Below are 24,448 nucleotides of genomic sequence, written 5' to 3'. Positions count from 1 at the left end.
TCCGGCGCGCCCATTCAATCGTGGCGGAGCCGCAGCGCCTTGAGCAGCTCGTGCAGCGGCATCGGACGAGCAAACAGCCACCCCTGGCCACGCCGTACTCCATGCGCTGCCAGTGCATCGGCCTGTTGCTGGGTCTCGATGCCTTCGGCCACGATGCGCAGCCCGAATGACCGGGCGAGCTCGATGATGTGGAAGACCATGGCATCGGTGGTGTCCGACCTGCCGATGCGTTGCACGAACTGCTGGTCGATCTTGAGGCCATCCAGCGCGAACTCGGTCAGGTAACCAAGGTTGGAGAAGCCTGTTCCAAAATCATCCAGTACCACCTGGATGCCCATTTCTCGCAGGAACTTGATACTGCTTCCGGCCGCGTCGATGGACACCATGCTGTACTCGGTGATCTCGACCTGGAAGTTGCGACCGCTGGCACCAGGCAGTTCGGAGAGTGCGCGCACTTGAGTGAGCATCTTCGATGACGCCAGATCGCTGCCGGCAAGATTGATGGCGATGTAGAAATCGGGATCTTCCGCCAGCAGCATCGGGCTTTCTGCGGCGACCAGCTCCAGAACACGCTGGCTGAGCCGGGCGATGAGCCCGGTGCGTTCCGCCAACGGCACGAAGATCGCGGGACTGACCGGGGTTCCGCCTGGACGCTGCCAGCGCACCAGCGCCTCCACGCCCACCCATCGCCCGGTCTCCAGCTCGACGATGGGCTGGTAGTGGAGGCTGAACTCCCCGCGCCGAAGGCCCCGCTTCAGCGAAGTGGCCGATACGCTCAGCAGTCGCCGGGCCCACAGGACCACCCATGACGCCACCCCCAGGCCAGCCAGCAACGCCAGGCCGAGCGTGGCGCCGGCAATGCTGCGCTTCTCTGATTGCCAGCGGCTGCGCGGGTAGGCGACGACCACGCCCGTGGCGTTTCGGCTGGATTCCAGCACGGCCACCGCGTAGCGGCCATCAATGAAGCTGACGCCTTGGCCGCGGCGCCCGGCCCCGAGCCAGGCGGGGCGAACCTCGCCACGCGAGGTCCGCACCCTGCGCGCCAGCGTGGAGTAGGTCGCAACCACTGCGTCACGATCGAGCGGAAGGTCGATCACGTGCGTTCTGTACAGGAAGAAGACGAAGCCATCACGTTCTATCGCCATGAATGTCGGTGAAGGGGCGAGGGGAAGGCTCACTTTGGTGCGTACATCGAACTCGCCGCGGAACTCCACGGGACCGAGCACCACCGAATCCACCGGGACCGGCAAGGAGGAGCAGAGCAGGCGACCTTGCTGGGAATGGCCGATCGCCATGATGTCCGGGGACATCAAGGCGATACGGCGCATCGTGGTAACCCGTGAGGGATCACAGAAGGTTGCCGGATCGCCCTGTGTCAGCTGCGCCAGGGCGTCCTTCAAGGTGGCTGACACCCGTTCGGAGCGCTGCAGGACATCCCGCGCGTAGCCCATGGCCACGTTTCGTTCGGTGGCCTGGAAGATCTGCTCGATCCCGATCTGGCTTGCCACAGGCAGACCAGTGGCCGTACAGATGGCCAGCGCAGCCACTGTGCAGGGGAAGAGCCAGGCTCTCATTCGCTGCGTGATCGTGCTTGACATGACGCCAGCCCCGGGAGGCGATGTTCGCGCGTGCAGACGTGCAGGGCGAGCATAGCCCACGGGGCGACAGGGAGGGCGTATCTTTCACTTGCATGAATCGATGTGAGCGGGCTTCAGAACAACTGGAACCAGCGGAGCAGCAGGCGGTCCCCCTCGCTGCGATTGGCCGCATCGAACTCCTTGTAGTAGTGGACCATGATGCGGGTCCTGCCGGTGCCGAACTGGACGGCGGGGCCCAGTGCGCTGATTCGCTCCAGCGAATCGGCCCGGGTTCTGCCGTCGATGCGTTCGGCGCTGATCTGCTTGAGCGCATAGCCGGACAGGCCGAGACGCCAGTTCTGGCCCACTGCACGCGAGACCGAGACATTGGCATGCAGCGCCTGGCCAGGTTGCACGTAGTCGGTGGCAAGGGCTGGATTTGGATCGTTGTTGCGGCCCGTCCACAGATAGTGGATGCGAGAGCTGAGTTCCCAGTTGTCCGCGAACTCCCAGGTCAGCGCATAGTGCGGATTGAACGCCCAGGCGTTGCTGCTCGGGTTGATGGCGCGGTCGCGGTGGTAGCTGCCCGTGGGCAGTTGAACCTGCAGGTTCAGGCGTTGGAAGTAGGGGCGCCCGAACAGGGTTGTTTCGGGCCACTGCAATACGACCGGGCTGACACTGAGATTGCCCAGGCCATTGCCGGTGCTTACCCGCGGGTTGAAATCCGCATTGGCAAACAGCACCGGCTGCAGGGCTTCATAGCCGTACCAGGCGCCGAAGACCTTGTGCTCGGTGATGCGGCCGACGAAGGTGGCCAGCACGGTGGTCTGCAGCTCGTTGTCGACCGGTCGTGGCCTGCCCTGTGCATCCATGAAGCGGTCGGCTTCGTAAACGTTGACGAACTGCTGGAACAGATTGCCGGGCTTGGACTTGCCATCGTTGAACGAGGTCAGCCCGAGGTTGCCGGATGGAAGCGCAGCCTGTGCCGGTAGCGCAACGCTGCTGCCGACCAGGGCCAGCACGGACAGCATGAAGGGTGCCTGCCGTGAACCGATGGCATATGGAGGGTGCCGCATGCGATCTCTCCCGAGGTTGAGTGATGAGCACGTTCCCGCGCTGGCAGCGCGACCGGCGGCTCAGGCCGGATAGTCGGGTTGCCGTTCCGGTGCGGCAGCCTGGAAAGCAGGGTGTGCAAGGCAGGCCTGATGGATCTGCAGCATGCGCGGGTAGGGCGCCAGGTCGCAGTTCATGCGCAGCGCATTGGCAACCTGGGGGACCAGGCAGCAGTCCGCCGCGCCCGGCGTGTCGCCGAAGCAGAACGTGGCTGGGTCGGCGCGTTGCAGCAGGATTTCGGCGGCGGCCAGGCCCTTGGCGATCCAATGGCCGTACCACTCCGATCGTTCGTCAGCCTCCAGGCCCAGCTCGTACTCCAGGTACTTCAGGACGCGCAGGTTGTTGAGTGGATGGATGTCGCAGGAAATGAGGAGCGCCAGTTCCTGCACCCGTGCGCGGCGCATCCGGTCCGTCGGGAACAACGGTACCTGCGGAGCGATGGCGTCCAGGTAGTCGAGAATCGCCAGTGACTGGGTCAGGACCTCGCCGTCATCGGTGACCAGCACCGGCACACCACCGATGGGGCTCAGCGAGCGATGGGCCGCGCTGTACTGCTCGCCCTTGCGGATGCTCACGGTGCGCAGCTGGTACTCGATCCCTTTCAGGGCAAGGGCGATGCGCACCCGGTAGGAGGTGGAGCTGTTGAAGAAGCTGTAGAGGATCATGATCGGCTCGTACGGAGGGAATCAGTGCGCGGTCACTGCCGCAGTCGTGGTGCGTGCGTGCCGATAGCGCAGCCCCATGATGAAGATCAGCAGTGCGGCGATCGCTGCGGGAAGCATCAACAGGCTGAAGATGCCCTGGATGCCCCAGCCCAGGCCCAGCATGGCGCCGCCGCTGAGCGAACCCACGATGGAGCCGATGCGGCCTGCACCCAGCGCCCAGGAAACGCCGGTGGCGCGGCTGGCAGTGGGATAGAACGCGGCCGCCAGTGCATTGGCCCCGACCTGCGAGCCGCTGATGCAGAAGCCCACCCCGGCCACGAAGGCGCCCAGCAGCCAGAAGTCGTAGTAGAAGCGTGCGATGGCGCCGATGCAGAGCGCGCCGGCCAGATAGGCCAATGCCAGCACGCGGTAGGGATTGAGCCGGTCCATGGTGGCCCCCAGCACGATCGAGCCGATGGTGCCGCCGATCTGGAACAGGGCGGTCAGCAGCGCCGCCTGGCTCAGGCTCAGGCCAGTGCCCTTGATCAGCGTCGGCAGCCAGTTGGTCAGCAGGTAGATGATCAACAGGCTCATGAAGAAGGCACCCCATAACAACAACGTGCCCTGGCGCAGCGCCGGTGCCATGATCAGCTGCAACGGGGAGCGCCCAACCTGCGTGGCAGGATCACGGGCCACGCCATCCAGGAACGCCCCGGACCACCCTGCTGGCAACGCTGCGATCTTGCGCAGCAGTGCTGCCACACGTGCTTCATTGCCCGGCCTGAGCAACAGGAAACGCGGCGATTCCGGCAGCCACAGTGCCAGCGCCGGCAGAATGAGCAGGGGCAGCGCGCCGCCCAACCCCAGGATGGAGCGCCAGCCAAACAGTGGCACCAGGTGCGCGGAGACGATCCCGCCCAGCGCAGAGCCCAGGGTGAAGCCGCAGAACATGGTGGTGACCAGCAGCGAGCGGCGGCGCTGGGGGCAATACTCGGACATCAGCGTCACCGCCTGCGGCATGGCACCGCCAAGGCCGAGTCCGGTGAGGAAGCGCAACACGCTCAATCCCGCGACCGAGTCCGACCCGGCGGAAGCCAGGCTGAAGCCGCCGAAGAACAGCACGGACAGCATCAGGATGCGTTTGCGGCCGAAGCGATCGGCGAGCGGGCCGCAGGCGAATGCGCCCACGGCGAGCCCCGCCAACGCAGCAACCATCACCGGATTGAGCTGGCCGGGAGTCAGTGACCAGTCCTGGCTCAATGCGGGGGCGATGAAACCAATTGCGGCGGTATCGAATCCGTCCAGCGCGACCACCAGGAAACACAGACCCAGTACCCGCCACTGGAAGCCGCTCAATGGCTGCGCGTCAACGAATGCCTGGATGTCGACGGCGCCGTTACGCAGGATTGCAGACATGATTCATCCCCTGGCCGCGCCATGCGCAGCCTTGTGCAATGGAATTGCAGCCCTCCCGAGGGCTGGTGAATGCCGCAGTGCGCGTGCTCAGACTACACGCACGTTCAACTCCCCAAGACCGTCGATGCCGCCCACCATCAGGTCGCCGCGGACCACGGGGCCCACGCCCTCTGGAGTGCCGGTATAGATCAGGTCACCCGGCTGTAGCTCGAAGAAGCGCGACAGGTATGCGACGGTCTCGGCCACTGACCAGATCAACGCCGCGGTCGTGCTGCGCTGGCGATCTTCACCGTTCACCTGCAGCCACAGTCCGGCCTGGTCGATCGATCCACTTCGTGCCGCAGGCCACAGCGGGCCGATCGGGGCGGACTGGTCGAAGGCCTTGCCGATTTCCCACGGGCGCCCCATCTCGCGCATCTTCATCTGCAGGTCGCGGCGTGTCATGTCCAGGCCTACTGCATAGCCGAACACATGCGACAGCGCCTGCTCCAGCGGAATGTTGGAGCCGCCGGTGCCGATGGCAGCCACCAGCTCGATTTCATAGTGGTAATTGCCGGTTTCGCTGGGATAGGGCAGTTGCAGCTCTTCTCCGGCGGCCACCGGCACGACAGCGTCGGCGGGCTTGCAGAAGAAGAAAGGCGGCTCGCGATCCGGATCGAACCCCATTTCCCGCGCATGTGCGGCGTAGTTGCGGCCGACGCAGTAAACGCGGCGTACGGGGAACTGCTGATCACTGCCGACCACCGGTATGCCGACCACTGGTGCCGGGGCAAAGAGATACGTCATTGAAACCACTCCAGAAACGGACGGGGAAGGGCGCGCGGGAGGACGTGACCTCATTCCGCTTCGCGCGACTCGCGCAGAACGCCCAGCAGCTCATGCACCGGGCGGTCGGAGAAACTGAACAGCGTGGAATCCTCGTTGGCATGCAGTGACAGCCCGGCCCATGAGGGGACCACGAAGGTGTCCTTGGCTTCGAAGGCGAAGCATTGCCCGCCGATGATCGCCTCACCGCTGCCTTCCACCACCGAGTACACGGTGGCATCAGTACTGCGCCAGGTGCGGCCACGGAAGCCTGCCGGCAGCAGTTGCATGCAGGTCGCGATGGAGGGCATCGCCCAGCCACCGGTCGCAGGATTGGCATAGCGGAGCTTGATGCCATCCCAAGGATCCAGATCGCCATTGCGCAGCAGGGTTTCAAGCGCCTCGCGGGTGCGTTCGTAGGGATAGTGCGAGAGCGGCGATACAGGCGTTGCCACGCGGTGCCGTACCGGCAGAAGGGTCGAGCCGTAGCGGGCCAGTGAACTGCCCTCCAGCTGCGTCAGGGGCTGCTCATCGCTGTCGTGGTCCTCGGCGAACTGCGCACCCAGGAAGCCCAACAACGGAATGTCCAGCCCATCCAGCCAGACCACAGGCTCTCCACCTTCGGCCGCTTCGCGATTGCCGTGGTCATGCCAGGTCCAGGACGGGGTGATGATGAAGTCGCCCGGGGCCATCGCAATGCGTTCGCCATCGACAACGGTATGCGCCGTGGTGCCCTCGATCACCAGGCGCAGCGCCGATTGCGTGTGGCGATGGCTGGGCGCGACTTCGCCGGGAAGGATCAGCTGCAGGCCGGCATACAGGCTCTGCGTGACCGAGGCGCGGCCACGGATCGCGGGATTCTCCATGACCAGCACCCGTCGTATCGCTTCGGCGGCCGTCAGCAGGCCGCCTGCGCGCATCAGATGCGGACGCAGGTCGCGATAGCGCCACAGCGCTGCCTCTACCTTGGCTGCCGGCGCTCGCGGCACCAGTGAATGCAGCTGTTCCCACAGCGGCACCAGATGGTCCGCGTCGATATCGCGGTTGAATGCGGAACGTGCGTCGAGGGCCTGGACTGCGTGCATGAGCGACTCCACCGTGCGTGCCGGCACCCCGGAGCGGTGCCTTCGAAGCAGAGACTAGGCGGTTAACCTACAATGCGAAAATGATCTTTGAGTATTCATCCATATAGGAACGCATATGTCTGGGATTCTCGACTGGTCGCGCCGCCTGCATATGCGGCATCTGCAGTGGCTGTTGTTGCTGGAACAGACCGGCAGCCTGTCCGAAGCCGCGCGGACGGCGCACACCACACAGCCGGGCCTGTCCAAATGGCTGCGCGAACTGGAAGAGGACATCGGGACGGCCTTGTTCGACCGGCACGCACGCGGCATCAGCCCGACCCCGGCGGGCCGTCTGGTGCTGCTCTATGCGCGACGCGTTCTCAACGCGATGCAGCGGGCGGAGGAGGATGTGGAGGCAGTACGCCACGGCGGCCTGCGCCGGGTGATGCTTGCCACCTCACCTGCGGCCACGTTCGATCTGGTCCCTGATGCGATCGCGCGTTACATGCGCCTGCAGCCGGACATCCAGATCGGGTTGCGCGAGGGGACGATGGATGAACTGTTGTCACAGCTGGAACGCGTCCAGGTGGATGTGGCCGTCGGACGGCTGAGCGGCAGCAATCCGCCACCTGGCCTGCAGTATGAGCTGCTGTACGTGGAGCCGATTGTGCTGGTCGCGCGGCTCGGTCATCCACTCACACGCAAGCGTTCGCTCACCTGGCAGCAGGCGTTCGACTACCCGTGGATCGTGTGGCCTGTGGGAACGCCGATCCGTTCCAATCTGGAAACCGGCCTGGCCGAGATCGGACTGACGCCGCCGCCCTATGCGGTGGAGTCGGCCTCCATGCTGGCCAACATCTCGCTTCTGCGCGACAGCGATCTGTTGCTGGCCGCATCGGCACATGTAGCGGATCACTTCGTGCGCCTGAGGCAGATGGCCCGGCTGCCCTTGTCGATGGGGTCGGCAGGAGCACTCGGCATGTACTGGCGTGAAGCGACGGGCAGCGATTCGGCCATCGCAGGGTTGATCGACAGTCTGCGCCAGTCGGCACGACGGATTCGCGAGGCCGGGTAGGGCATGACCCTCGCCCAGTCTGGATCAGAGGTCGAGCTCGCTGTCGAGCAGGGGGTACTCCTGACGCCTCACGGTCCATTGGCCTGAAGGGCCCTTGGCACGAAAATGATCAAGCACGAACGGCACACCCTCGCTGCTCATGACGCCGGGGCCGGTTGTCACCTGGAAGTGCAGATGTGGCCATCTGGCATCGCCTGAATTTCCGATGTTCGCCAGCAGCTCGCCACGCTTGACCCGTTGCCCGGCCTTGACCGCGACGCTTCCACGTTGAAGATGGGCATAGTGCGCGAACTGGCCATCGCCCAGGTCCAGAACCACGGTGTTGCCCGCCAACGATTCCATGCTGAGTGGCACGGCAGGAGTGAACCCGGCCGGTGTCCGCGGGATGTTGTCCGGGAACCCGTCCCTGGCCTGGATGATGGTGGCATCAGCAACGGCAAATACCGGTTCCCCGTACGCATGGTAGCTGCGTACATCCAGGGGGGCTCCCGCCAGCAGCTTGCCGTCGACTCGGCGCTTCCAATCAATGGCGTATCGGCGCGAAATCTGGGCTGTCCCTCCGGCGACAAACACGCCAGGACGGTGATGAAGGTCAAGTGCGAGCCCGTTGTCCGCCAGCCAGTGGCTGCCACGGACGGGGCTGGACAGCACCTTCACGGTGTCGTGCTGCGTGCCCACCTCGGGGCCCTGCGCCACTGCACTGTCCAGCACGACGCGATGCAGGAGGCGATCAGGCACCGGGAACGATCCGTCGAACGCAACGCATAGGAAGACCGTCCCCGCTCGTCCTGTCTCCAGCGTCTGCGCGGAATCAACAGCACCGCTACCGACCAGTCTCATCTGGTCGCGCAGGGCCTGTCCTGAAATCCTGAGGAGAAGCTCGGCCCCATCCGGTGCGGGCGTCAATACGTCCACTGCTTCTACGCGCAATGATGCTTCCGAGTAGTTCTGCAGCTGCAGTTCGTACACAAGGTAGCGATAGCCGCCCGCACTGAAGGCACTGGGCTCGAAGGGGGTACGGACATCAAGCTGGACAGGCGGAAAAACGGGTACGTCCATGGCCTCCATCGGGCGTGCCTGCGCAGAACGCTGGGCGGGTTTGCACCCGGCCGGAAGCGGAAGCCGCTCGAGCGACGATGCAGGCAGCGGCACGGCGGCGCAGATCCCCGCAAGGAGGCTGAGGCAACGTGGGGCGTAGCGGGTCACGGCATATCCTTAGGCGGGCGGGCGCTCACGGCACGAGCCGAAGGGCGCCGCGATGAGGTGACGCGAAGACGATAACGTAGCTGAGGCGCACCGGCGGATGCGGACATCAATCCTGCGGATCGGGACGCTCTAGACAGAGCCAAACCGTGTCCGGTACTCGCTTGGCGTCACGTTGAGCTGGCGGAGAAAGGCGCGCCGGAGCGCATCCACCGAACCGTATCCGCACTCACTGGCAACCCATTGCATGTCCTTGCGCGTGCCCTCAAGCAATGGCTTGGCTGCTTCGACGCGCAGCATTTCCACATACTTCTGTGGCGTAAGCTGGAAGGTCGCGACGAATCTGCGATTGAACTGCCGGGGGCTCATGTGCAGACGCTGCGCGAGTTCGTCCACGCTCAGGCGAAGATGCAGGTTCTCCCGCATCCACTGTTCCAGCTTCTGGAAGTGGTCGGGTAGATCCATAGACTGCAACTGGCGGCTGAACTGGCTCTGGCCGCCGGAGCGTTTGCTGGTCATGACCATCCGCTTGGCCACCTTCAGTGCCAGCGATTTGCCACGATCTTCTGCGACCATCGCCAGGGCCATGTCCATCCCCGCGGTGATCCCAGCCGACGCCCACACATGGCCATCGTGCGTGTAGATCGCATCTGGTTGCACGTGCACCTTCGGATAGCGCTCGCGCAGCTCGCGAACATCACTCCAGTGCGTCGTGGCCTCACGGCCATCAAGGACGCCCGCCTCGGCCAGCAGAAGAGCGCCGCTGCAGATCGAGGCGATCCGCCGCACGCGTGTTGCGGCTCGTCCCAGCCATTCGACCAGTGCCCGATCAGCCCTGATGACATCGAGCGAGTCACCCATTCCTCCGCACACCAGCAGCGTGTCGGTATTGTCGGGCATCTCCTCGCACGTCATATCGGGGAGCAGGCGTATGCCGGAGGAGGCCACAACCCAGTTCGAGTGTCTGCCGATCAGCTTCACGGAGTACAGCGGTGCACTGCCAGCGCGGTCTTCCTCGGCCTGGCGACTTGCCAGAGCGAACACTTCCACAGGGCCGCTGATGTCCAATGACTGCGCGCCGTCGTAGATCAGCATGCAGATGGTACGTGTGAAGGCCTGTGCCATGGATTGTGGTCCTGCCAGTGGCAAGGGTGCGATCAGCATATCCGACATTGAATGTTGCGGTTAAATGCCGCTTTTGCGGGCTTTGCCTGGCGGCACCCCGGTCCACTTCTTGTAGGCCTGCGAAAAGGTGGTTGGTTCACTGAATCCCAGTTCGGCGGCAATCTGCGCGAGGGATAGGCGCCCGTCCTGCATCAGGATGTCTGCGCGGGCCAAACGCGCACCGTTGGATATCTCGCGGAACGTTGTTCCTTCGCTCTGCAGCCTGCGTTTGAGGGTGCGCTCGGTGGTGTTGAGCATGCGTGCATATTCGCCGACCGACGGCGGATGCCTGAATGATTGTCCGGCAAGGTGTTCGCGGATGAAGGCCGCCGTGTCTACCCTGGGGCTACGCTTCCTCAGCAGCTCATTGCACATCTGTTCGCACATTCTGGCCGTGATCGGGTTGGCCTGTGGCAGTGGACGCTGCAACAAGGCGGATGAAAAGCCCAGAGAACCCTTGATGGCGCCATGGCGTACCGGTGCACTGAATACGGTAGAGACACCCGAGCCTGAGCCACTGGCTGCCCCGGCGAGCTCGAACCATTCCAATCGGAAGTCCCGCCCGATCACGTCATGTAGTACACGTGCGGTGGCACCCATGGCACGTTCCACCACAAAGCGCGCTGTGTCACCGATCAATTCGGGGGCAGGGGCGAATGCCATCTGCACGTTGCGCCCATCCGATGTGATCGTGATGGAGGCAAAGGTGTAGGTCAGCGGGAGGAGGCGCCGGGCGAGGGCAAGAGCAGCCTCGCCGCTTGCGCTGCTTAGCAGCCCATAGCCGAGCAATCCATACGCCGAAAGCCGATAGGTCAGGCCTACCTCCAGCCCGGCGCGGGATGCTTTCGGCAACGCTTTCAGCAGGTTCTCGATGACCTTCAGTTCCTGGGTCGCCGAAATGATCGCGTCGGGGTCCTTCAGGTCGGCGGCCGCCAGGCGGGTGCCCGTCATCAGCTGCGGGGTCTTTATCCCACGACTTTCGCCAAAACGCAGCATGAGCTCGATCGAAGCAGGGCTGCGCGGGTAGTGCCAAGGATCCATGATCAAGTCCGTTGCTTGGCACAAATTCTATAGCGCCTGTCCCGAACAAGCATCCCTGGCCGCCGCCGCCTGGAGGAGCATGCCCTCTGTCCTTGAATCGAGGTGAACATGAACGCCAAGCCAGACTACTACCGTGATCAGCAGGAATGGAGGGACCTGCAAACGCGGCTACCTGCGCGCCTTCGTCTTGACGAGGCAACTGCCCCCAAGGAGGTGTACTGGAGTCATCGAGGACACGAGGTCCACCTGGACAGATACGTTAATGCGGAAGCACCGGCGAAGGTCATCCTCCTTCACGGCGTAGGCACCAATGGTCGCCAGATGTCGATGATCCTGGGCGCGCCTTTGGCACGTAGAGGTCTGGAAGTAGTGGCACTGGACAATCTTGGTTACGGGCTCACCAAGGTAGCGCGCGGTGCCCCCTTCTCCTACGACGAGTGGGTCGATCTCGTTGTCGACTTCATTGCGTTTGAGCGGGCGCGGGACGTGCGCCCCATCGTGCTGTATGGCCTTAGTGCTGGCGGGATGCTGACCTATCACGCTGCTGCAAAGGCGCCAAAGGGGACAGTGGCTGGGATTGTGGGCATGACCTTCCTTGACCAGCGATCACAGCAGGTGCGCGATGAGACGGCCCACGACCTGCTGACCTCACGGCTTGGAATTCCATTGATGGGCCTGTTGGCGAAGTCTCCAATTGCTGCATTCAGATATCCAATGACGCTGGCGTCGAAAATGAGTGCGCTTGCCAACGACAAGGTCGCAATGGAGATCTTTCTGCGCGACCGGACATCTGCTGGAAACCGGATGTCGATTCGGTTCCTGGACAGCTATGGGAACTATCGGCCTGCACTCGAACCCGAGCAGTTCGACCGCTGCCCGGTGCTCCTGACCCAGCCGGCAGATGATCACTGGACACCGTTGCATCTCAGTACGCCCTTCCTCTCGCGCATCCGCCAGGTTGAGGTCGAGACTGTATTGCTCAGGAATGCCGGGCATTACCCGCTGGAGGATCCAGGTCTGCAGCAGATGGAGGAGACGATCGCAAACTTCGTCATGCGGGTGGCGTCTGTGGGCGGGATTGGATGACCCATTGGCAAGGAGCTGGGATTGGACGGGGCAGGGGAGGGTTGCAGTAGGCACGGGTTGTACGGAGGATGACATCCGTGCATGGCAGTAGGAATCCTTGGCGACTTCATTACAGAGAACCCGTGATGACTGCGGCGACCAGATCTCCCTCTCCTGCCTCATCGGGGCAACACAAGCTCGTGGTGAGGACCGTAGTACTGACCCTGCTGGCCTGGGTGTGTACTGCCGCCGTCCTTGCCCTCGGTGGTCGGCCTGATCCATCCAGGCTCCGCGCAGTGGCGCCTCTGATCGATGGGGCGTGGAAATTCCAGGTCGGTGACGATCCGCGCTGGGCGGATATTGCGTTGGATGATTCGTCCTGGGAAACGCTCGACCTGAGCGCACCGGCCAGCAGCATCGACGGCGATGTGGGGCTGCCCAACTATGTCAGCGGATGGATGGCACACGGTCATTACGGGTATCAAGGATACGCCTGGTACCGGCGCACGCTTGCGATTCCAGAGGGCGACCGCGTGTGGGACATCCTGGGGCCTACCGCCGTAGAGGATGGCTATGAGTTGTACTGGAACGGCAAGCGCCTGGGGGGCTCAGGCAGGCTAGGGGAGTCGCCCCGTGTCGTGGGTACGCGGCCGATGATCTTTTCGCTGCCCGCCGATGCCGCAGGCACGCAGGGCGTGATCGCCATACGAGCATTCATGCAGCCCGGCAGCGCTGCCGGCCCTGCGAGCGGCGGCATCCACGTGGCCCCGACACTTGCCCCGCAGCCAGAAAGCCGTGAGCTGTATCGCGTGCAATGGTGGCGTACCGTCGCGGGCTACAGTGTTGAAGTCGTTGAGCCGCTTGCGATGGCCATGGTGATCGTGCTGGCACTGTTGCTAAGACCGCTCAGCAGCCAGCGGTCGTTCATCGCCTTCGTTTGCGTCGCGCTTCTGCTCTCTGCCGTGAAGCGGCTCGATAACGCGATCGTCTCCTGGACGGATCTGCTCAGTCTTCCTGCCTATGCATGGCTGAACAATGTGCTGTGGATGCCGCTCAGCCTGGCGGCATGGGCACTGGCGTGGAATCGCTGGGTACTTCCACCTTCGCGGATGATCGACGGTAGCGCCTTTGTTCTGGCGGCGCTGGGGGCTGCCTGGGGCACTCAAGTCTTCCGCCTCGGCACACTCGCGCTGCTCGTGGTTGTCGCCGCGCGGATTGCCCGCAATGGGCCAATGCGAGGCATGGCCTTGATCGTGATGCTGATGATCACCGTATCGCAGTACACGAGCGAACTCGGTTCGCTGGGGTTTCCAACGATCTGGTTCCCGTTCGGGATTGGCGTGACACTGACCCAGTACGTGTATGGAATCGCCATTCCGCTGCTGGCGGTGCTGATCGTGCGTATGGTAGCGACGGCTGAGGACGTATCGAAGGCTCTTTGATTGAATCTGCCATCTGAACCCTTCGGACAAAGCTGCAGTCCTTTCACCCGATAGAAGACCACGCCCCTCGCGGGGCGTGGAAGAGAGAGCCAACGGCAGTCACACTTTCTTGTAATCAGAAGCGCTGGGTGTACTTCATGTACAAGAAGCGACCGATGTCGAAGCCGCCGTAGTACGAGACATTGGCGCTCGGCTGGCTGTACATCGTCGGGCCCACACGGCCGAAGACGTTGTTCGCACCCAGGGCGACAGTCGCGTCCCACGGTGCGTTCCAGCGCAACTGCACGTCGTTGAAGACCGTGGCGCCACGAACGTTGGTCGGGCTGCCGATCGAGACGCCCTGGTTGTTGGGTGAACGGAAGTTCGGATCGCTGCACTCATCCGGGAATGCCGCAGCACTCAGGCAGGCCTCCTTCATTGCAGAGTAGTAGCGGGTGGTCCAGCTGGCACCGAACGCACCGTAGTCCCAGCTCAGCATCACGTTGGAGCGGATGCGGAAGTTCGAACCCCAACTCACGCCAGTGTTCGGATTCGGGTGAGAGACCTTGTTGCGGGTGGTGACCAGGTCGTCGCGGCTGGTGTAGGTGCTGTTCCACTGCAGGCCAAAGTTGCCGAACCGATCGGTCGGCAATCGGTAGCTGACATCCAGATCGAATCCTTCCACTTCGCGGTAGCCGGCGTTGATGCCGGTGCGCCTCAGATCGGTGACGATGCCGGTGATGGGGTCGCGGCTGAAGAGGGCACATCGAGCGTCGATGTTGTTGACATAGCAGTCATTCAAGATCAGGTTTGAAGTGTCAGCGATGATGGTGTTCTTCACCCTGATCTGCCACCAGTCGAGCGAGATGTTCAAGTTCTGCACGAAGTGCGGGCTGTACACGAAGCCCAGGGTTTTGGAGGTGGAGGTTTCCGGCGTGATGTTCGGGTTGGAGCCGGCCAGGAAGGCCACTGGCGTTTGCGAGGTGGCAGCCGTGGTGGGAGTGAAGCCTTGTGCCAGCTGGCGGAAGGCGTCGGCATTCACGCCGGCCGGTAGCAGCGCGGCACAGCGTGCGCGGACTGAGGCACTGCTGCGCGAGGCGCCGTACGTAACGTCACACGGATCGGTGAAGAAGTCGAACGCTTGCGAACCGCCGGAGTACAGGTCGGCGATGGTCGGGGCACGGAAGCCTTCGGCCCAGGTGCCACGCACCAGCAACGAATCAATTGGCTTCCACTTGAAGCCGAACTTGCTGTTGGTGGTATTGCCAAAGGTGTTGTAGTCGGAGAAGCGACTGGCCACGTTGAAGCTCAGCTCACGTGCGAACGGCAGATCGGCCAATACCGGGATGTTCAGCTCGGCATAGACTTCGTCGACCTTGTAGCTGCCGCCGGTTGGAAAAGCGGTCAGGCTCGAGGTGTTGCCCGACTGCACCAGCGCATCAGGGCTGAACTCGCCGCTCTCCTTGCGCTGCTCGACACCGATGGCGAAGCCCAGGTCGCCCGCGGGTAGGGTAAACAGGGTGCCGGCCAGATTCGCGCTGAGCGCCTTGGTCTTGGTCTCCGCGGTTGAATGCATGGTTGGGAACATGAAGCGAAGCAGGGCGTCGTTGCCGGTGAGCGCGCCCGGCCCGGTCTGGCCGTATGACAGGAAGGGGTTGAACGGCACGCACTGGGTGAAGCTGATGGGATTGGCGGCGGTGCCGCACTGGACCTGGCCACTGCTGTTCATGAACGACGGCCCGACTCCCGCGCGCAGCGCCGTCAGGTTGATGTCACCGGTGGCGGTTTCGGTCAACTTGTTGTTGTTGTACAGGTAGCTGACATCCCAGTCGAAGCTGCGGCCAGCGAATTCGAAGCTGCCTTCCAGCGCGCCGGTGACACGGTAGGTGGTAAGTTCCGAGCGAGTGCGGCGCGGCATTTCCCAGGTTCGGCGCCACCAGTTGCCGAGTTCCGTGCCCAGCGGATTGAAGTAGCTGTTGGCCGCCATCGGTGAGCCGAAGGCCAATGCCTGATAGGGATAGCCGGCGACCTGACGGCTCGCATCGCGATAGCTGTACAGCAGGTTTGTGCGGAAGCGTAGGGTGTCGGTAATGTCGTATACGCCATCTGCAAATACGGAACGGCGCGTCTGCGGTGTACGCAGGTCGGTCTGCAGATTGGTGTTGGTCTTATCCTGGGTCGACAGTGAGTTCAGGTTCTGCGGGCGGTAGTCCGCTGGGTTGCGCGGATCGCCACCATCGCGCACCACCACGCGAACTTCGCGGAACGGATTGCTCGCCGAGGCGGCCGGATAGGTCACGCCGGGCAGCGCATCGGCGGGGCGGCTGACGAAGCCGCCGTACTGACCTACCGTGGTCCAGCCGAAGGTGGGGTGATTGGCCGAGCGAGGGAAGGCGGAGTAGGGGCGATCCGCCGAGGCGACCTTGTCTTCCTTGGCGTACTCGGCGCCGACGGTGAGCGAGCCGCGCTCGCCCTTGAAGCCCATGACCAGATCAGCAGTACGGGTGGCGCCGTCGCCTTCACTGTACTGGCCGTAGTAGACACTGCCCTGGACGCCTTCCACGTTGGTGCGGGTGATGATGTTGATCACGCCGGCAATGGCGTCGGAGCCATAGATGGACGAGGCTCCATCCTTGAGTACTTCCACGCGTTCTATGGCCGAGACCGGGATGGTCGAAATGTCCTGCAGGCCTGCGGTGGTGATGCCCAGGCGCTTGCCGTTGACCAGTACCAGGGTGCGGGTTGCACCGAGGTTGCGCAGGCTGATGTAGGTGCCGCCGACATTCTCACCTGACGACAGTGGCTGAGCACGGCTGATCGGCGGGGCGCCAACAGCGCTGATGTTCTGCAGGATGTCGGCGACCGAGGAGAATCCCTGCTTCTCGATGTCTGCACGGCTCACGGTCAGTACGGGCTGCGCGGTTTCGACATCGACTTGGCGAATTCGCGAACCTGTGACTTCGATTCGATCCAGCGTGGTGGGCTGTTGCGCTATCGCTGTTCCTGTGCCGGCTGCGGAAACTGCACTGACGGCCAACGCGAGACAAATGGCATCGCGCAGCGGATTGCTGTTGCGGGTCATGGGCTCTCTCCAGGGAAGCTGGGTTGTGTTCGCATACCTCGCAGGGACTGGCGGTTAACGCCATTGGCTGCGAGGTGAGTCGATAGTGCCCCTGAAATCTCATAAATTAAAGCTGCGTTAAGGATTTCTCTTGACATTGTGAGAGTGTTCTTTATCTAGTTCTATTTCCTTATCTATCAATATCTTGCGAAAACATCACGGGGCCGCAGTGGCGGCGGCTTGATGTGATGGGCTTCACGTTATTCATATGGCGTTTAAGAAATGCGCCAATTCATCAAGTCTTGTCTCACTTGCGGGTGCCCATCCTGAGGGCACGGGGCGTGAGCACGGGAGACTTTGCCTGGTCCGGGGTGTCGCCGAGTTCGACGTCGGCCGATCGACCATAAGCACGCGCCTGCAGCCGGGGCGCTGGGCCTTGAAGACGTGCCAGTTCTGTTCGCGGAACTCCCTGGGCAGTGATGGGCGCTGGCGTTCAAACTGACGCATATGCACTGCAGCCGACTTGGCGCTTGGAAGGATCGATTGATGCTCGGCTTCACGAGGCGTTGGAGGCGGTGAAATCTGAGCGAAAAGACTGGGCCGAGTACGTCAGATCTGTCGGAAATCAGGCGCTTGGCAATGTGGAACGATCGCGCTCAGAGGCGAACGTAATCTGCCGGCGCGGTTGCATGTGGCGCTCAGGTGGCCCTGGGTCGTTTGTCCGGTTGCTGTTGCTCGACGGAAGCGCAGGAGTCTGCCGCTGATTGTTGTCGCTAGCAGGCTTTAACGCCTTAAGGAATTCCTGAAGAATCAAGAAGGGGCGCGACCCACGGGCAAATCCCATCAGTTGGGAGCGCAGGCGTGGAGAAGGTCTGGGTCGTACCAGTTGCCCAGGCTCTATTGAACATAATATACAGACTGCGGCATTGCCCGCTTCCATACCCTTGATTTCAAAGGCTTTTGCGCGCGCGACGCCGGGTGCTGCGACCACTACCAGCATCAGTACTGCCGCCGCCGCGCTTAGCCTGTCCAATACCGACCTCCACACCCTGCGTTCCACCGGAGAGGTCGCTCGCTCGGCGTGAATTTTCGCCATCCACATGGCGCCGTCGAGCTTGCCCAACTCACTGATTTGCGCAATTCTCTCATCCGGGATGGGCGCTGTGCCCTTGCGCCACGCGTGAAGAGTCTGTCGCGAAACTCCAAGACGTGTGGCTAAGCCCATGTCTGAGTTGAAGTTTCCCCCTGCGCGTGCTTGGTCAAGCAGGTCGGCAATGGCGTTCATGTAAGGATTCCATTTGACACCTCGTTAGGAGATCAGCTTACATCTGCTCCCGTCAGGATCAATCCTGACACCCGCCACCGGCACCCCAAGGCCGCTGGCGGGTTCTCTTGGGGCTTGGGGCAGGGGGTAGGGCATGTCGCACGCCGAAGACGCCGCAGCCTGCGCACGCATGGCTGAGTACGCACAAGAGCAGTCCGCGATTTCGCGGCGCAATGGCTGGGATACCTCGGCCAACGAATGGGAACGCATTGCACACGGCTGGCGCCGCTTGGAGCGCGCCTATTTGGAAGGGGGGTGCCTGTGATCGATCCGCTGATTACCTTTGTGCTGCTGGCGGCCATCGTGGCCGCGTCCATCGGCGGCGCTCGCATCGTTTCGTGGCTGCTCGACCGGCGTGACTACACCGCCTCGCAGCGGTCCCGCGAAGCCCAGGTCATTGCACTCGCACAGGCTGAGATTGCCGCCACCAAGCGCGGCGATCTGCTGGCCGCAGCCGCCTTTGCAGAAGAGCAGGAGCGCGCCGAGGTGCGTCAGTGATCTTCCTGATCCCGCTTGTTCTCGTTGCCATCTTCTGGTGGTTCAAGCATCTACGTGACGGCAGGGGGCCATTCGAATGAGTGACCTTGAAGCCTTCCTCACTGTTGTAGGCGGCTGGATTTTCATCTGCATGTTCGTCGCATGGCTGCGCGCCCGCGAAAGGCGGCTGAAGTGAGCCTGTTCCTCGACCGCCTTTATCGCAGGTTCTGGCGCCTGCCTGCCTGTAGACCCGGTCACTGCTGCTGCCGCCGCACGTGCATCTGCATCCTTCAGGAGCCGACCGAATGAGCGGCGGAACCTGCAAATTCTGCGGGAACATCAGCGTCTACCTGTTCAAGGGTGGTCTCTGCTACGAGTGCAGCGAAAGCGATGTGCGCGTGCCTGTATCGGCAACGCCGGTTGATCGCCGCTCGCCCGAGCTTGCTGCGTTCGACGCTGCAAATGCGCGCGCCTATGGCGCCCAGCGTCGTGCCGAACTGTTCAACGAGAAGAACGCCGCGCACGGATTCTCGGCGGCGGCCGGAGGCCGACGCCTTGGGCTTGTCCATTCTTCAACAAGTGACACGCGCCGCGTGTCGCTCACTCTCGACCCGAATCACATTCGCGGACTGCGGCTGAAGAAGTCGCTGATTACCGGAGCAAGGCTTCATGACCAAGAGGCGAAACAAGGCTCGTTCCGTGGCGCGTGGTACATGCTCACCACGACTTACCGAAACGGAAGTGACGCTGGCCCTCGTGACATTAGCGAGACACTTAAGCGCATCCGGGGCTTCTTCAATCGAGCTGTCCGATTGCGCTACCGGGGATACCGTCCGCGTTTCCGTTACCTCTGGTGCGGTGAACTCACTAAAGCCGGGGTTCCCCATTACCACGTCTTGATCTACATCCCTCGCGGGATCTTCTTGCCCAAGGCTGACAGGGCAGGGTGGTGGCCTCACGGCCATACCAAGATCGAAAAAGCCCGCAATGCAGTGGGCTATCTGGCGAAGTACGCCAGCAAGTTTTCCCCCGACATGCTCGCGTCGTTCCCGAAGGGATTCCGCACCCATGCCATCGGTGGGCTCAACACGGAATCGAAGCGTGAACTGCGCTGGTGGAAAGCACCTAAGGCAGCACGCGATGCACTCGGCGTACTTGCCGACATCCGCAAAGCCCTGGGCGGCTACGTGGACAAAATCACCGGCGATTTCTGGCCCTCGCCGTGGAAAGTGATCACCGACAGGGGCCGGATCATCGTATGGAAATTGGAGATACCCGCATGAGCAAGATCATCATCCGCACTGCCACCGTCACCCCGCGCCAGATCAAGCGCAAGGATGGCACCATCATGGTCTTTCGCGAGCAGTCCGCCGCCATCATGAAGGATGGCGAGGATTTCCCGCATCCGTTCCGCCTCGGTCTGGACGATGCGCAGGCGCCATATCCGGCTGGCGAGTATCAGGTTGATGCTTCCAGCTTCAACGTGGGTCAGTACGGCGATCTGATTGTCGGTCGCCGCCTCGTGCTGGTTCCAGTCGCACCTGCTGCGACTGCTTCTGCCTCTGCAGCAGCTGCCAAGTAACCAATCAAGACCGGCGCATGGGCAATAGCGTTCGCCGGTCACAGGAGTCCCCATGGAAGAGACGGTTCTCACTCTGTACTGCAAACAGGCTGATTTTGATGCCTCTACCGGCCAGTGTGTCGCTCCTTTCTATGGGCCTGCACCCATGCTCATTCCGCCCATGAGTGCACAGGATGGTTTCGAGGTTTCCGTTGTCATCGCGGGAGCTTGGGCTATCGGCTACATGATTCGGCAATCGCGCCGGGTCACAGGCGGTTAAATCACCCAGAAAGAGAGAAGCTTCTATGAACAATCTGATCCAGAAGTCCCGTGCCAAGATCGTTGCGTTCGGCGCAGCCGCCACCGCCGCCTTGGCACCCGCCGCTGCATTCGCTGGCGAGTATGCGTCGGCTGTTGAGTCGGGTGTAGACAAGGCTGAGTTGACTGCCATCGGCGTCATCATCATGAGCATCGCGGGCATCATCCTGCTCATTCGCTCGGGTCGTAAGGCGACGAACAGCTGATTCGCATGGACCACTGGGGCGGGGAAACCCGCCCCTTTTTTGTTGGGGAGGTGGATATGGCCTACGTCGGCTATTTCGTCATGATTGCGTTACTGGGGGCGCTATGGCTCGCAATGGATGGCTAAGGGCGGCTCTTCTTCTGCTCGTGTCCATGCCAGGGCTAGCACAGGCTGTGGATCAGGGGCAGGCGACACAGATTGCGGTCAAGCAGGTGCATGAGTCATGCAATCAATCGGCCCCTACCGCTGGCACGCACATTCAGGGCGAGATAAAGCTCATTGTGGGGTGGGGCAGCGTCAACGCATCGGGCAGCTGCTTCTTCGGTGACGGCCGCTATCAGGGTTGGCACAGCAAAACTGTTCCTTTTGATACCGCTTGCGAGGCTCGGCCTGACTACAACGGCGCGTTTCCTGGCGGGCAGTACAAGCCACAGAATGGCTCATTCTCGTGCGACCTTGGATGTACCGTGTTGTGGCGACACAATGAGGATGGAACTGTCAATGGATCGACTAAATCCAATTCTTCATGCACTGGCGACTCCTACGATAGCGATGACAAGTGCAACGCTGCCATGGGCGGTGGAGACTCCTATTTCTACAATCGGCAGGTCGGCGTATGCGAGAAGAAGGAGCCAGACTGCGGCGGCGGGACTAAGCCAAACTCACTGGGGCAATGCGCCCCAGAGCCATGCCCTGACGGCATGGCACAGCAGCAGGACGGCACTTGCAAGAAGAAGGAGAACGAGTGTCCAGCAGGACAGGTGAGGTCGCCCGATGGGCGCTGTTTGCCCGGTGACGGTCAGTGTGCGAAGGGCGAGGTGCGCGGACCAGACGGCACGTGCAAGAAGGATTCCGACGATGACGGGAAGCCTGATGAGCCGGGCGATAAGGACACCTTCTCGGGTGGCGATGATTGCAGCGTTCCACCCTCTTGCAGCGGCTCGCCGATCCTGTGCGGTCAGGCGCGCATCCAGTGGCGGATCGACTGTAATACCCGCAAGAACCGGAACATCGCGGGAGGCTCGTGCGCTGCGATGCCTGTGTGCACCGGCGAGAAGTGCGACGCAATGGAGTACGCAGGACTTTTGATGCAGTGGCGCACCGCATGCGCCGCAGAGAAGATGGCAGGCCAGGGCAACAATGGCGGTGACGGGTCCCAGCCGGAATGGACAAAGGTGGGCGGAATGAACACGGATCCCGGAGCGGGGGCATCGCCAGATGACACGAAGGTACTCACTACCAAGCAGATATCGATAAGCGATCTAGATCAGAGCGGCATCGGTGGCGGCGGTTCTTGCATGGGCTTCGCGGGTGGTGGTGGCGGTAGTGGAATTGGCTCAGGGTTTGTGCAAGTCATGGCATCTCCTCCGCCATTCTTCTGCGATCACATCGCTCATATCAAAGCGGCAATCATCCTGTTCGCCTCAGTCACGTCTGTCTTCATCCTCGGTAGGGGAGCTCCGTAATGCCTCAAATTCTTGCCGCGCTCGTAGCGCTTCTCGTGAGCGCTCTCCGCCAGTACCTTCCCGGCATCATTGGTCGTGTGTTGCTTGCATTTGGGATAGGCTTCGTCACCCACGAAGTGGCAATGCCTGCATTGAAAGGCTACGTTGAATCCAAGTTCGGCGCGCTTCCGCCGTTGTTTCAGGCTTACTGGGGCGCAACCGGGATCGGCGTAGCTGTGACGATGATCCTTAGCGCGTGGTTTGCGACGCGCGCGCAGGCCGCTGTGCTCAGCAAGATTGGGAGCAAGTAATGGCCCTGTACCTCGTCACCGGCCAACCCGGCCACGGGAAGACCGCCTACGCCCTGGACAAGGCCTTCAAGCTCCAAAAGGAGGGCAGGGCCATCTATGCACACGGTGTAAAGGACCTCGATTACGCCAAGGCGGGATGGACGTATCTCGAAGATCCATCCAAGTGGGAAGAGCTGCCTGACGGTTCCGTTGTTCTGCTTGATGAGTGCTACACGGTTTTTCCGAACCGCAATCCTGGTGCTGCCGTTCCCGCGCATGTCAAGGCGCTGGCAACGCATCGGCACCGTGGATTTGATTTCATTCTGATTGCGCAGCAGGGTTTGCAGCTGGACCCATTCCTGCGCGGCCTCTATGAAGAGCATGTGCATGTTCGGCAGACGTCCATCGTTCGCAGCAAGACCAAGCTCAAGCGCTGGAATCAGTATCAGAGCAACGTCCAAGTTAAGTGCGATGACACGGTTGATTGGATCAGGCCGAAGTACGTCTTCGACTACTACACCAGCACTACAAAGATCACGACTAAGCGCACCATGCCCATGTGGATGCGCTGGCTATTGCTGTTGATCGTTCTTCTGGGCGCCGTCCTTGGCTACTTGAAATGGCGCTATGACACCAAGATCGAGGAAGCTGAGCAGCAGAGTAAGCAGCTGCATCCCATCACGTTGGACGGGATGCGACCGACTGCGCGGAGCGGAGCGGAAGCGGGGGCGGGCGCAGCCGTCACATATGCGACTGTCGCTGAGTACGCCACTGCTCACCTCCCGCGCATCGGCACAATGCCCTGGACTGCTCCGATCTATGACCAGCGAGCAGTGACCAGCGATCCGCAGCTGTACTGCATCGCCAGTGGCGAGGGGCTGGACGGCAATGGTCAGCACACCCCGGCCACCTGCACATGCCTGACAGAGCAGGGCACACGTTACGAGCTGAGCCAGCCGGAATGTCGCACGCTGGCGCGCAATGGTCCGGTATACAACCCCTACAAGACCACGCAGCCCCCAGCGCCTGCGCCAGCTCCGGCGATGCCGGCACCAGTCAGTTCACGGGACGCAGCCGGCATACAGGGCGCAGTGATCAGCCGCGGCGAACGCGCCAACGGCAGCTTCCCGGAGTCGCCTGCATTTGAGTCCGATACCTACCTGACCAGCCCGACGATCCCGACAAAGCTCTGATATTCGTGATCAGTCACGGGCATGGCTGGCCGGGGATGTTCTCCCAGCCGCCCGGAATCCTTCGGAAAGCAACGCCACCGATGCAGCGGACATCAGTTCGTCGCTGCTGGGCTTCGCGGTCTGCCCGTTCTCTGCGCGCACGAATCGCTGCTATCGCTGCTTCACGTTCAGCCGAGGGTTCGGGCATATGAGGCTGCGCAACGATGGTTGGGGGAGACGGCTCAGGCTCGCCATTGAAGCGGGCATTCCAGGCGTCGCTGGTCCGTAGATGCAGCCAGATTCCGGCACCGGCCATGCCCAGCAGCAGCACAGCCCAGAGGCCAAGCCACGGAAACTCCCAGCGTGCACGCTGGATCGGTGGAAGGTAATCCGGTCGTTCGCGTTCCATGCAGCCCCCCAAGGCGTCCTGCGCACATTCTAGCCGGGGTGTAGGGGCGGCGCCCCTACGGACGCGCCTCACACGCGCTGGCGGCGTTTCGGCCCCGGTACCGGCAGGACTGCCGCAGGCGGCTCGGCGTCGGGGCCAGCCATCGCCATCGATGACCGCTTATTCCGGCGCTGTGCCAAGGCATCCGAGAGGTTCACCACGCTGGCAGCGTTGAACGACAAGGGTTTCCGGGGCTTGCCGATCGCGCGGCCGCTCTCCATCATTCGACGCCATTCCTGCGCTTGCGCAGCGGTGAGCGACAGCCAGGCCAGATCCTGCGGTTCCAGCTCGCGGCCCTCGGGCGTGACCAGTCGGCCACCCTTAAACGAAAAACCGGCCCAAGGGCCGGTCAGTTTCCGATCACGCACGATCAGGCTCCATGCCAAAGAAGGAGCCGAGGCCGACGCAAGAAGTGCGCCAGCCAACCGCGCAAGAGCGAACATAATATACAGACTGCGGCATTGCCCGCTTCCATACCCTTGATTTCAAAGGCTTTTGCGCGCGCGACGCCGGGTGCTGCGACCACTACCAGCATCAGTACTGCCGCCGCCGCGCTTAGC

The 24,448-nt window shown here is 62.4% G+C and carries 25 protein-coding genes and 1 pseudogene; 12 read left to right on the top strand and 14 right to left on the bottom strand.

Going from position 1 to position 24,448, the window contains the following annotated elements:
* Positions 1-14: 14 nt before the first annotated feature.
* The 6 genes from VPH47_RS10415 to gtdA all read right to left on the bottom strand — a co-directional run bounded on the left by VPH47_RS10415 (position 15) and on the right by gtdA (position 6,639).
* On the bottom strand, positions 15-1,598 hold the full coding sequence (locus VPH47_RS10415) for an EAL domain-containing protein (RefSeq protein WP_368850735.1): 1,584 nt from the start codon (positions 1,596-1,598) through the stop codon (positions 15-17).
* 113 nt (positions 1,599-1,711) lie between these two features.
* A complete protein-coding gene (locus tag VPH47_RS10410) occupies positions 1,712-2,653 on the bottom strand; it encodes a transporter (protein ID WP_368850734.1) in 942 nt (313 codons plus the stop codon).
* A gap of 60 nt (positions 2,654-2,713) precedes the next feature.
* Complete coding sequence (gene maiA, locus VPH47_RS10405; protein WP_368850733.1) at positions 2,714-3,355, bottom strand: maleylacetoacetate isomerase; 642 nt, start codon at positions 3,353-3,355, stop codon at positions 2,714-2,716.
* A 21-nt stretch (positions 3,356-3,376) separates the two neighbouring features.
* Positions 3,377-4,750 carry an MFS transporter gene (locus VPH47_RS10400; protein WP_368850732.1) on the bottom strand — a complete coding sequence of 458 codons (1,374 nt, stop codon included), beginning with the start codon at positions 4,748-4,750 and terminating at the stop codon, positions 3,377-3,379.
* 87 nt (positions 4,751-4,837) lie between these two features.
* Complete coding sequence (locus VPH47_RS10395; protein WP_368850731.1) at positions 4,838-5,536, bottom strand: fumarylacetoacetate hydrolase family protein; 699 nt, start codon at positions 5,534-5,536, stop codon at positions 4,838-4,840.
* A gap of 50 nt (positions 5,537-5,586) precedes the next feature.
* Positions 5,587-6,639 carry a gentisate 1,2-dioxygenase gene (gene gtdA / locus VPH47_RS10390; RefSeq protein WP_180859254.1) on the bottom strand — a complete coding sequence of 351 codons (1,053 nt, stop codon included), beginning with the start codon at positions 6,637-6,639 and terminating at the stop codon, positions 5,587-5,589.
* A 115-nt stretch (positions 6,640-6,754) separates the two neighbouring features.
* On the opposite strand from gtdA, the gene VPH47_RS10385 reads away from it, so the two are divergent.
* A complete protein-coding gene (locus tag VPH47_RS10385) occupies positions 6,755-7,693 on the top strand; it encodes a LysR substrate-binding domain-containing protein (protein WP_368850730.1) in 939 nt (312 codons plus the stop codon).
* Between the two features lie 24 nt (positions 7,694-7,717).
* Here the strand turns inward: VPH47_RS10385 and VPH47_RS10380 are convergent, their stop codons facing one another.
* From VPH47_RS10380 to VPH47_RS10370, 3 genes are all read right to left on the bottom strand, one after another.
* Positions 7,718-8,899: a M23 family metallopeptidase gene (locus VPH47_RS10380; protein ID WP_368850729.1), complete on the bottom strand. Its 1,182-nt coding sequence runs from the start codon at positions 8,897-8,899 to the stop codon at positions 7,718-7,720.
* A 129-nt stretch (positions 8,900-9,028) separates the two neighbouring features.
* Positions 9,029-10,021 carry a GlxA family transcriptional regulator gene (locus VPH47_RS10375; protein ID WP_368850728.1) on the bottom strand — a complete coding sequence of 331 codons (993 nt, stop codon included), beginning with the start codon at positions 10,019-10,021 and terminating at the stop codon, positions 9,029-9,031.
* A 60-nt stretch (positions 10,022-10,081) separates the two neighbouring features.
* Positions 10,082-11,101, bottom strand: a complete 1,020-nt coding sequence (locus tag VPH47_RS10370; RefSeq protein ID WP_153855336.1) for an AraC family transcriptional regulator — start codon at positions 11,099-11,101, stop codon at positions 10,082-10,084.
* A gap of 108 nt (positions 11,102-11,209) precedes the next feature.
* On the opposite strand from VPH47_RS10370, the gene VPH47_RS10365 reads away from it, so the two are divergent.
* Positions 11,210-12,187 carry an alpha/beta hydrolase gene (locus tag VPH47_RS10365; RefSeq protein ID WP_180859257.1) on the top strand — a complete coding sequence of 326 codons (978 nt, stop codon included), beginning with the start codon at positions 11,210-11,212 and terminating at the stop codon, positions 12,185-12,187.
* A gap of 275 nt (positions 12,188-12,462) precedes the next feature.
* Positions 12,463-13,608 carry a glycoside hydrolase family 2 gene (locus VPH47_RS10360; protein ID WP_368850727.1) on the top strand — a complete coding sequence of 382 codons (1,146 nt, stop codon included), beginning with the start codon at positions 12,463-12,465 and terminating at the stop codon, positions 13,606-13,608.
* A gap of 115 nt (positions 13,609-13,723) precedes the next feature.
* Here the strand turns inward: VPH47_RS10360 and VPH47_RS10355 are convergent, their stop codons facing one another.
* The gene (locus VPH47_RS10355) at positions 13,724-16,669 is read right to left on the bottom strand and encodes a TonB-dependent receptor plug domain-containing protein (protein WP_368850726.1); all 2,946 of its coding nucleotides are present in this window, start codon (positions 16,667-16,669) and stop codon (positions 13,724-13,726) included.
* A gap of 604 nt (positions 16,670-17,273) precedes the next feature.
* Positions 17,274-17,933 carry a DUF3693 domain-containing protein gene (locus VPH47_RS10350; protein ID WP_368850725.1) on the bottom strand — a complete coding sequence of 220 codons (660 nt, stop codon included), beginning with the start codon at positions 17,931-17,933 and terminating at the stop codon, positions 17,274-17,276.
* A gap of 133 nt (positions 17,934-18,066) precedes the next feature.
* On the opposite strand from VPH47_RS10350, the gene VPH47_RS10345 reads away from it, so the two are divergent.
* From VPH47_RS10345 to VPH47_RS10305, 9 genes are all read left to right on the top strand, one after another.
* Positions 18,067-18,237 (top strand): hypothetical protein, encoded by a 171-nt coding sequence (locus VPH47_RS10345; protein WP_368850724.1) that lies wholly within the window; start codon positions 18,067-18,069, stop codon positions 18,235-18,237.
* Positions 18,234-18,470 carry a hypothetical protein gene (locus VPH47_RS10340; protein WP_368850723.1) on the top strand — a complete coding sequence of 79 codons (237 nt, stop codon included), beginning with the start codon at positions 18,234-18,236 and terminating at the stop codon, positions 18,468-18,470. The genes VPH47_RS10345 and VPH47_RS10340 overlap by 4 nt, the downstream gene beginning before the upstream one ends.
* A 284-nt stretch (positions 18,471-18,754) precedes the next feature.
* Positions 18,755-19,732: a replication initiation protein gene (locus VPH47_RS10335; RefSeq protein ID WP_099473165.1), complete on the top strand. Its 978-nt coding sequence runs from the start codon at positions 18,755-18,757 to the stop codon at positions 19,730-19,732.
* A complete protein-coding gene (locus tag VPH47_RS10330; RefSeq protein ID WP_368850722.1) occupies positions 19,729-20,031 on the top strand; it encodes a single-stranded DNA-binding protein in 303 nt (100 codons plus the stop codon). The genes VPH47_RS10335 and VPH47_RS10330 overlap by 4 nt, the downstream gene beginning before the upstream one ends.
* Positions 20,032-20,083: 52 nt before the next feature.
* The gene (locus tag VPH47_RS10325; RefSeq protein WP_368850721.1) at positions 20,084-20,290 is read left to right on the top strand and encodes a hypothetical protein; all 207 of its coding nucleotides are present in this window, start codon (positions 20,084-20,086) and stop codon (positions 20,288-20,290) included.
* A 25-nt stretch (positions 20,291-20,315) separates the two neighbouring features.
* Entirely contained in the window at positions 20,316-20,534 is a 219-nt protein-coding gene (locus tag VPH47_RS10320) for a hypothetical protein (protein WP_368850720.1), read from the top strand.
* A gap of 103 nt (positions 20,535-20,637) precedes the next feature.
* Entirely contained in the window at positions 20,638-21,999 is a 1,362-nt protein-coding gene (locus VPH47_RS10315; protein ID WP_368850719.1) for a hypothetical protein, read from the top strand.
* Positions 21,999-22,289: a DUF2523 family protein gene (locus VPH47_RS10310; RefSeq protein ID WP_368850718.1), complete on the top strand. Its 291-nt coding sequence runs from the start codon at positions 21,999-22,001 to the stop codon at positions 22,287-22,289. The genes VPH47_RS10315 and VPH47_RS10310 overlap by 1 nt, the downstream gene beginning before the upstream one ends.
* Complete coding sequence (locus VPH47_RS10305) at positions 22,289-23,461, top strand: zonular occludens toxin domain-containing protein (RefSeq protein WP_368850717.1); 1,173 nt, start codon at positions 22,289-22,291, stop codon at positions 23,459-23,461. The genes VPH47_RS10310 and VPH47_RS10305 overlap by 1 nt, the downstream gene beginning before the upstream one ends.
* A 13-nt stretch (positions 23,462-23,474) precedes the next feature.
* Here the strand turns inward: VPH47_RS10305 and VPH47_RS10300 are convergent, their stop codons facing one another.
* The 3 genes and pseudogenes from VPH47_RS10300 to VPH47_RS10290 all read right to left on the bottom strand — a co-directional run.
* A complete protein-coding gene (locus VPH47_RS10300; RefSeq protein WP_368850716.1) occupies positions 23,475-23,849 on the bottom strand; it encodes a hypothetical protein in 375 nt (124 codons plus the stop codon).
* A 68-nt stretch (positions 23,850-23,917) separates the two neighbouring features.
* Complete coding sequence (locus VPH47_RS10295) at positions 23,918-24,256, bottom strand: DUF3653 domain-containing protein (protein WP_368850715.1); 339 nt, start codon at positions 24,254-24,256, stop codon at positions 23,918-23,920.
* A 2-nt stretch (positions 24,257-24,258) separates the two neighbouring features.
* A pseudogene (locus tag VPH47_RS10290) lies at positions 24,259-24,448 on the bottom strand (hypothetical protein); the annotation flags it as partial.

It is taken from the genome of Stenotrophomonas sp. WED208 (genome assembly GCF_040984485.1).
GTDB classification, from domain to species: domain Bacteria; phylum Pseudomonadota; class Gammaproteobacteria; order Xanthomonadales; family Xanthomonadaceae; genus Stenotrophomonas; species Stenotrophomonas riyadhensis.
Note: the sequence above shows the minus strand (reverse complement) of the source record. Positions and strands in the feature narration are given on the sequence as shown.

Bases quoted from the DNA above. Each gene is read 5' to 3' on its own strand.
- gtdA (WP_180859254.1), bottom strand. From the start codon at position 6,639: ATGCACGCAGTCCAGGCCCTCGACGCACGTTCCGCATTCAACCGCGAT.
- VPH47_RS10320 (WP_368850720.1), top strand. From the start codon at position 20,316: ATGAACAATCTGATCCAGAAGTCCCGTGCCAAGATCGTTGCGTTCGGC.
- VPH47_RS10300 (WP_368850716.1), bottom strand. From the start codon at position 23,849: ATGGAACGCGAACGACCGGATTACCTTCCACCGATCCAGCGTGCACGC.
- VPH47_RS10375 (WP_368850728.1), bottom strand. From the start codon at position 10,021: ATGGCACAGGCCTTCACACGTACCATCTGCATGCTGATCTACGACGGC.
- VPH47_RS10415 (WP_368850735.1), bottom strand. From the start codon at position 1,598: ATGTCAAGCACGATCACGCAGCGAATGAGAGCCTGGCTCTTCCCCTGC.
- VPH47_RS10330 (WP_368850722.1), top strand. From the start codon at position 19,729: ATGAGCAAGATCATCATCCGCACTGCCACCGTCACCCCGCGCCAGATC.
- VPH47_RS10410 (WP_368850734.1), bottom strand. From the start codon at position 2,653: ATGCGGCACCCTCCATATGCCATCGGTTCACGGCAGGCACCCTTCATG.
- VPH47_RS10305 (WP_368850717.1), top strand. From the start codon at position 22,289: ATGGCCCTGTACCTCGTCACCGGCCAACCCGGCCACGGGAAGACCGCC.
- VPH47_RS10395 (WP_368850731.1), bottom strand. From the start codon at position 5,536: ATGACGTATCTCTTTGCCCCGGCACCAGTGGTCGGCATACCGGTGGTC.
- VPH47_RS10325 (WP_368850721.1), top strand. From the start codon at position 20,084: ATGGAAGAGACGGTTCTCACTCTGTACTGCAAACAGGCTGATTTTGAT.
- VPH47_RS10400 (WP_368850732.1), bottom strand. From the start codon at position 4,750: ATGTCTGCAATCCTGCGTAACGGCGCCGTCGACATCCAGGCATTCGTT.
- VPH47_RS10310 (WP_368850718.1), top strand. From the start codon at position 21,999: ATGCCTCAAATTCTTGCCGCGCTCGTAGCGCTTCTCGTGAGCGCTCTC.
- VPH47_RS10385 (WP_368850730.1), top strand. From the start codon at position 6,755: ATGTCTGGGATTCTCGACTGGTCGCGCCGCCTGCATATGCGGCATCTG.
- VPH47_RS10365 (WP_180859257.1), top strand. From the start codon at position 11,210: ATGAACGCCAAGCCAGACTACTACCGTGATCAGCAGGAATGGAGGGAC.
- maiA (WP_368850733.1), bottom strand. From the start codon at position 3,355: ATGATCCTCTACAGCTTCTTCAACAGCTCCACCTCCTACCGGGTGCGC.
- VPH47_RS10355 (WP_368850726.1), bottom strand. From the start codon at position 16,669: ATGACCCGCAACAGCAATCCGCTGCGCGATGCCATTTGTCTCGCGTTG.
- VPH47_RS10350 (WP_368850725.1), bottom strand. From the start codon at position 17,933: ATGAACGCCATTGCCGACCTGCTTGACCAAGCACGCGCAGGGGGAAAC.
- VPH47_RS10335 (WP_099473165.1), top strand. From the start codon at position 18,755: ATGAGCGGCGGAACCTGCAAATTCTGCGGGAACATCAGCGTCTACCTG.
- VPH47_RS10315 (WP_368850719.1), top strand. From the start codon at position 20,638: ATGGCTCGCAATGGATGGCTAAGGGCGGCTCTTCTTCTGCTCGTGTCC.
- VPH47_RS10345 (WP_368850724.1), top strand. From the start codon at position 18,067: ATGTCGCACGCCGAAGACGCCGCAGCCTGCGCACGCATGGCTGAGTAC.
- VPH47_RS10370 (WP_153855336.1), bottom strand. From the start codon at position 11,101: ATGGATCCTTGGCACTACCCGCGCAGCCCTGCTTCGATCGAGCTCATG.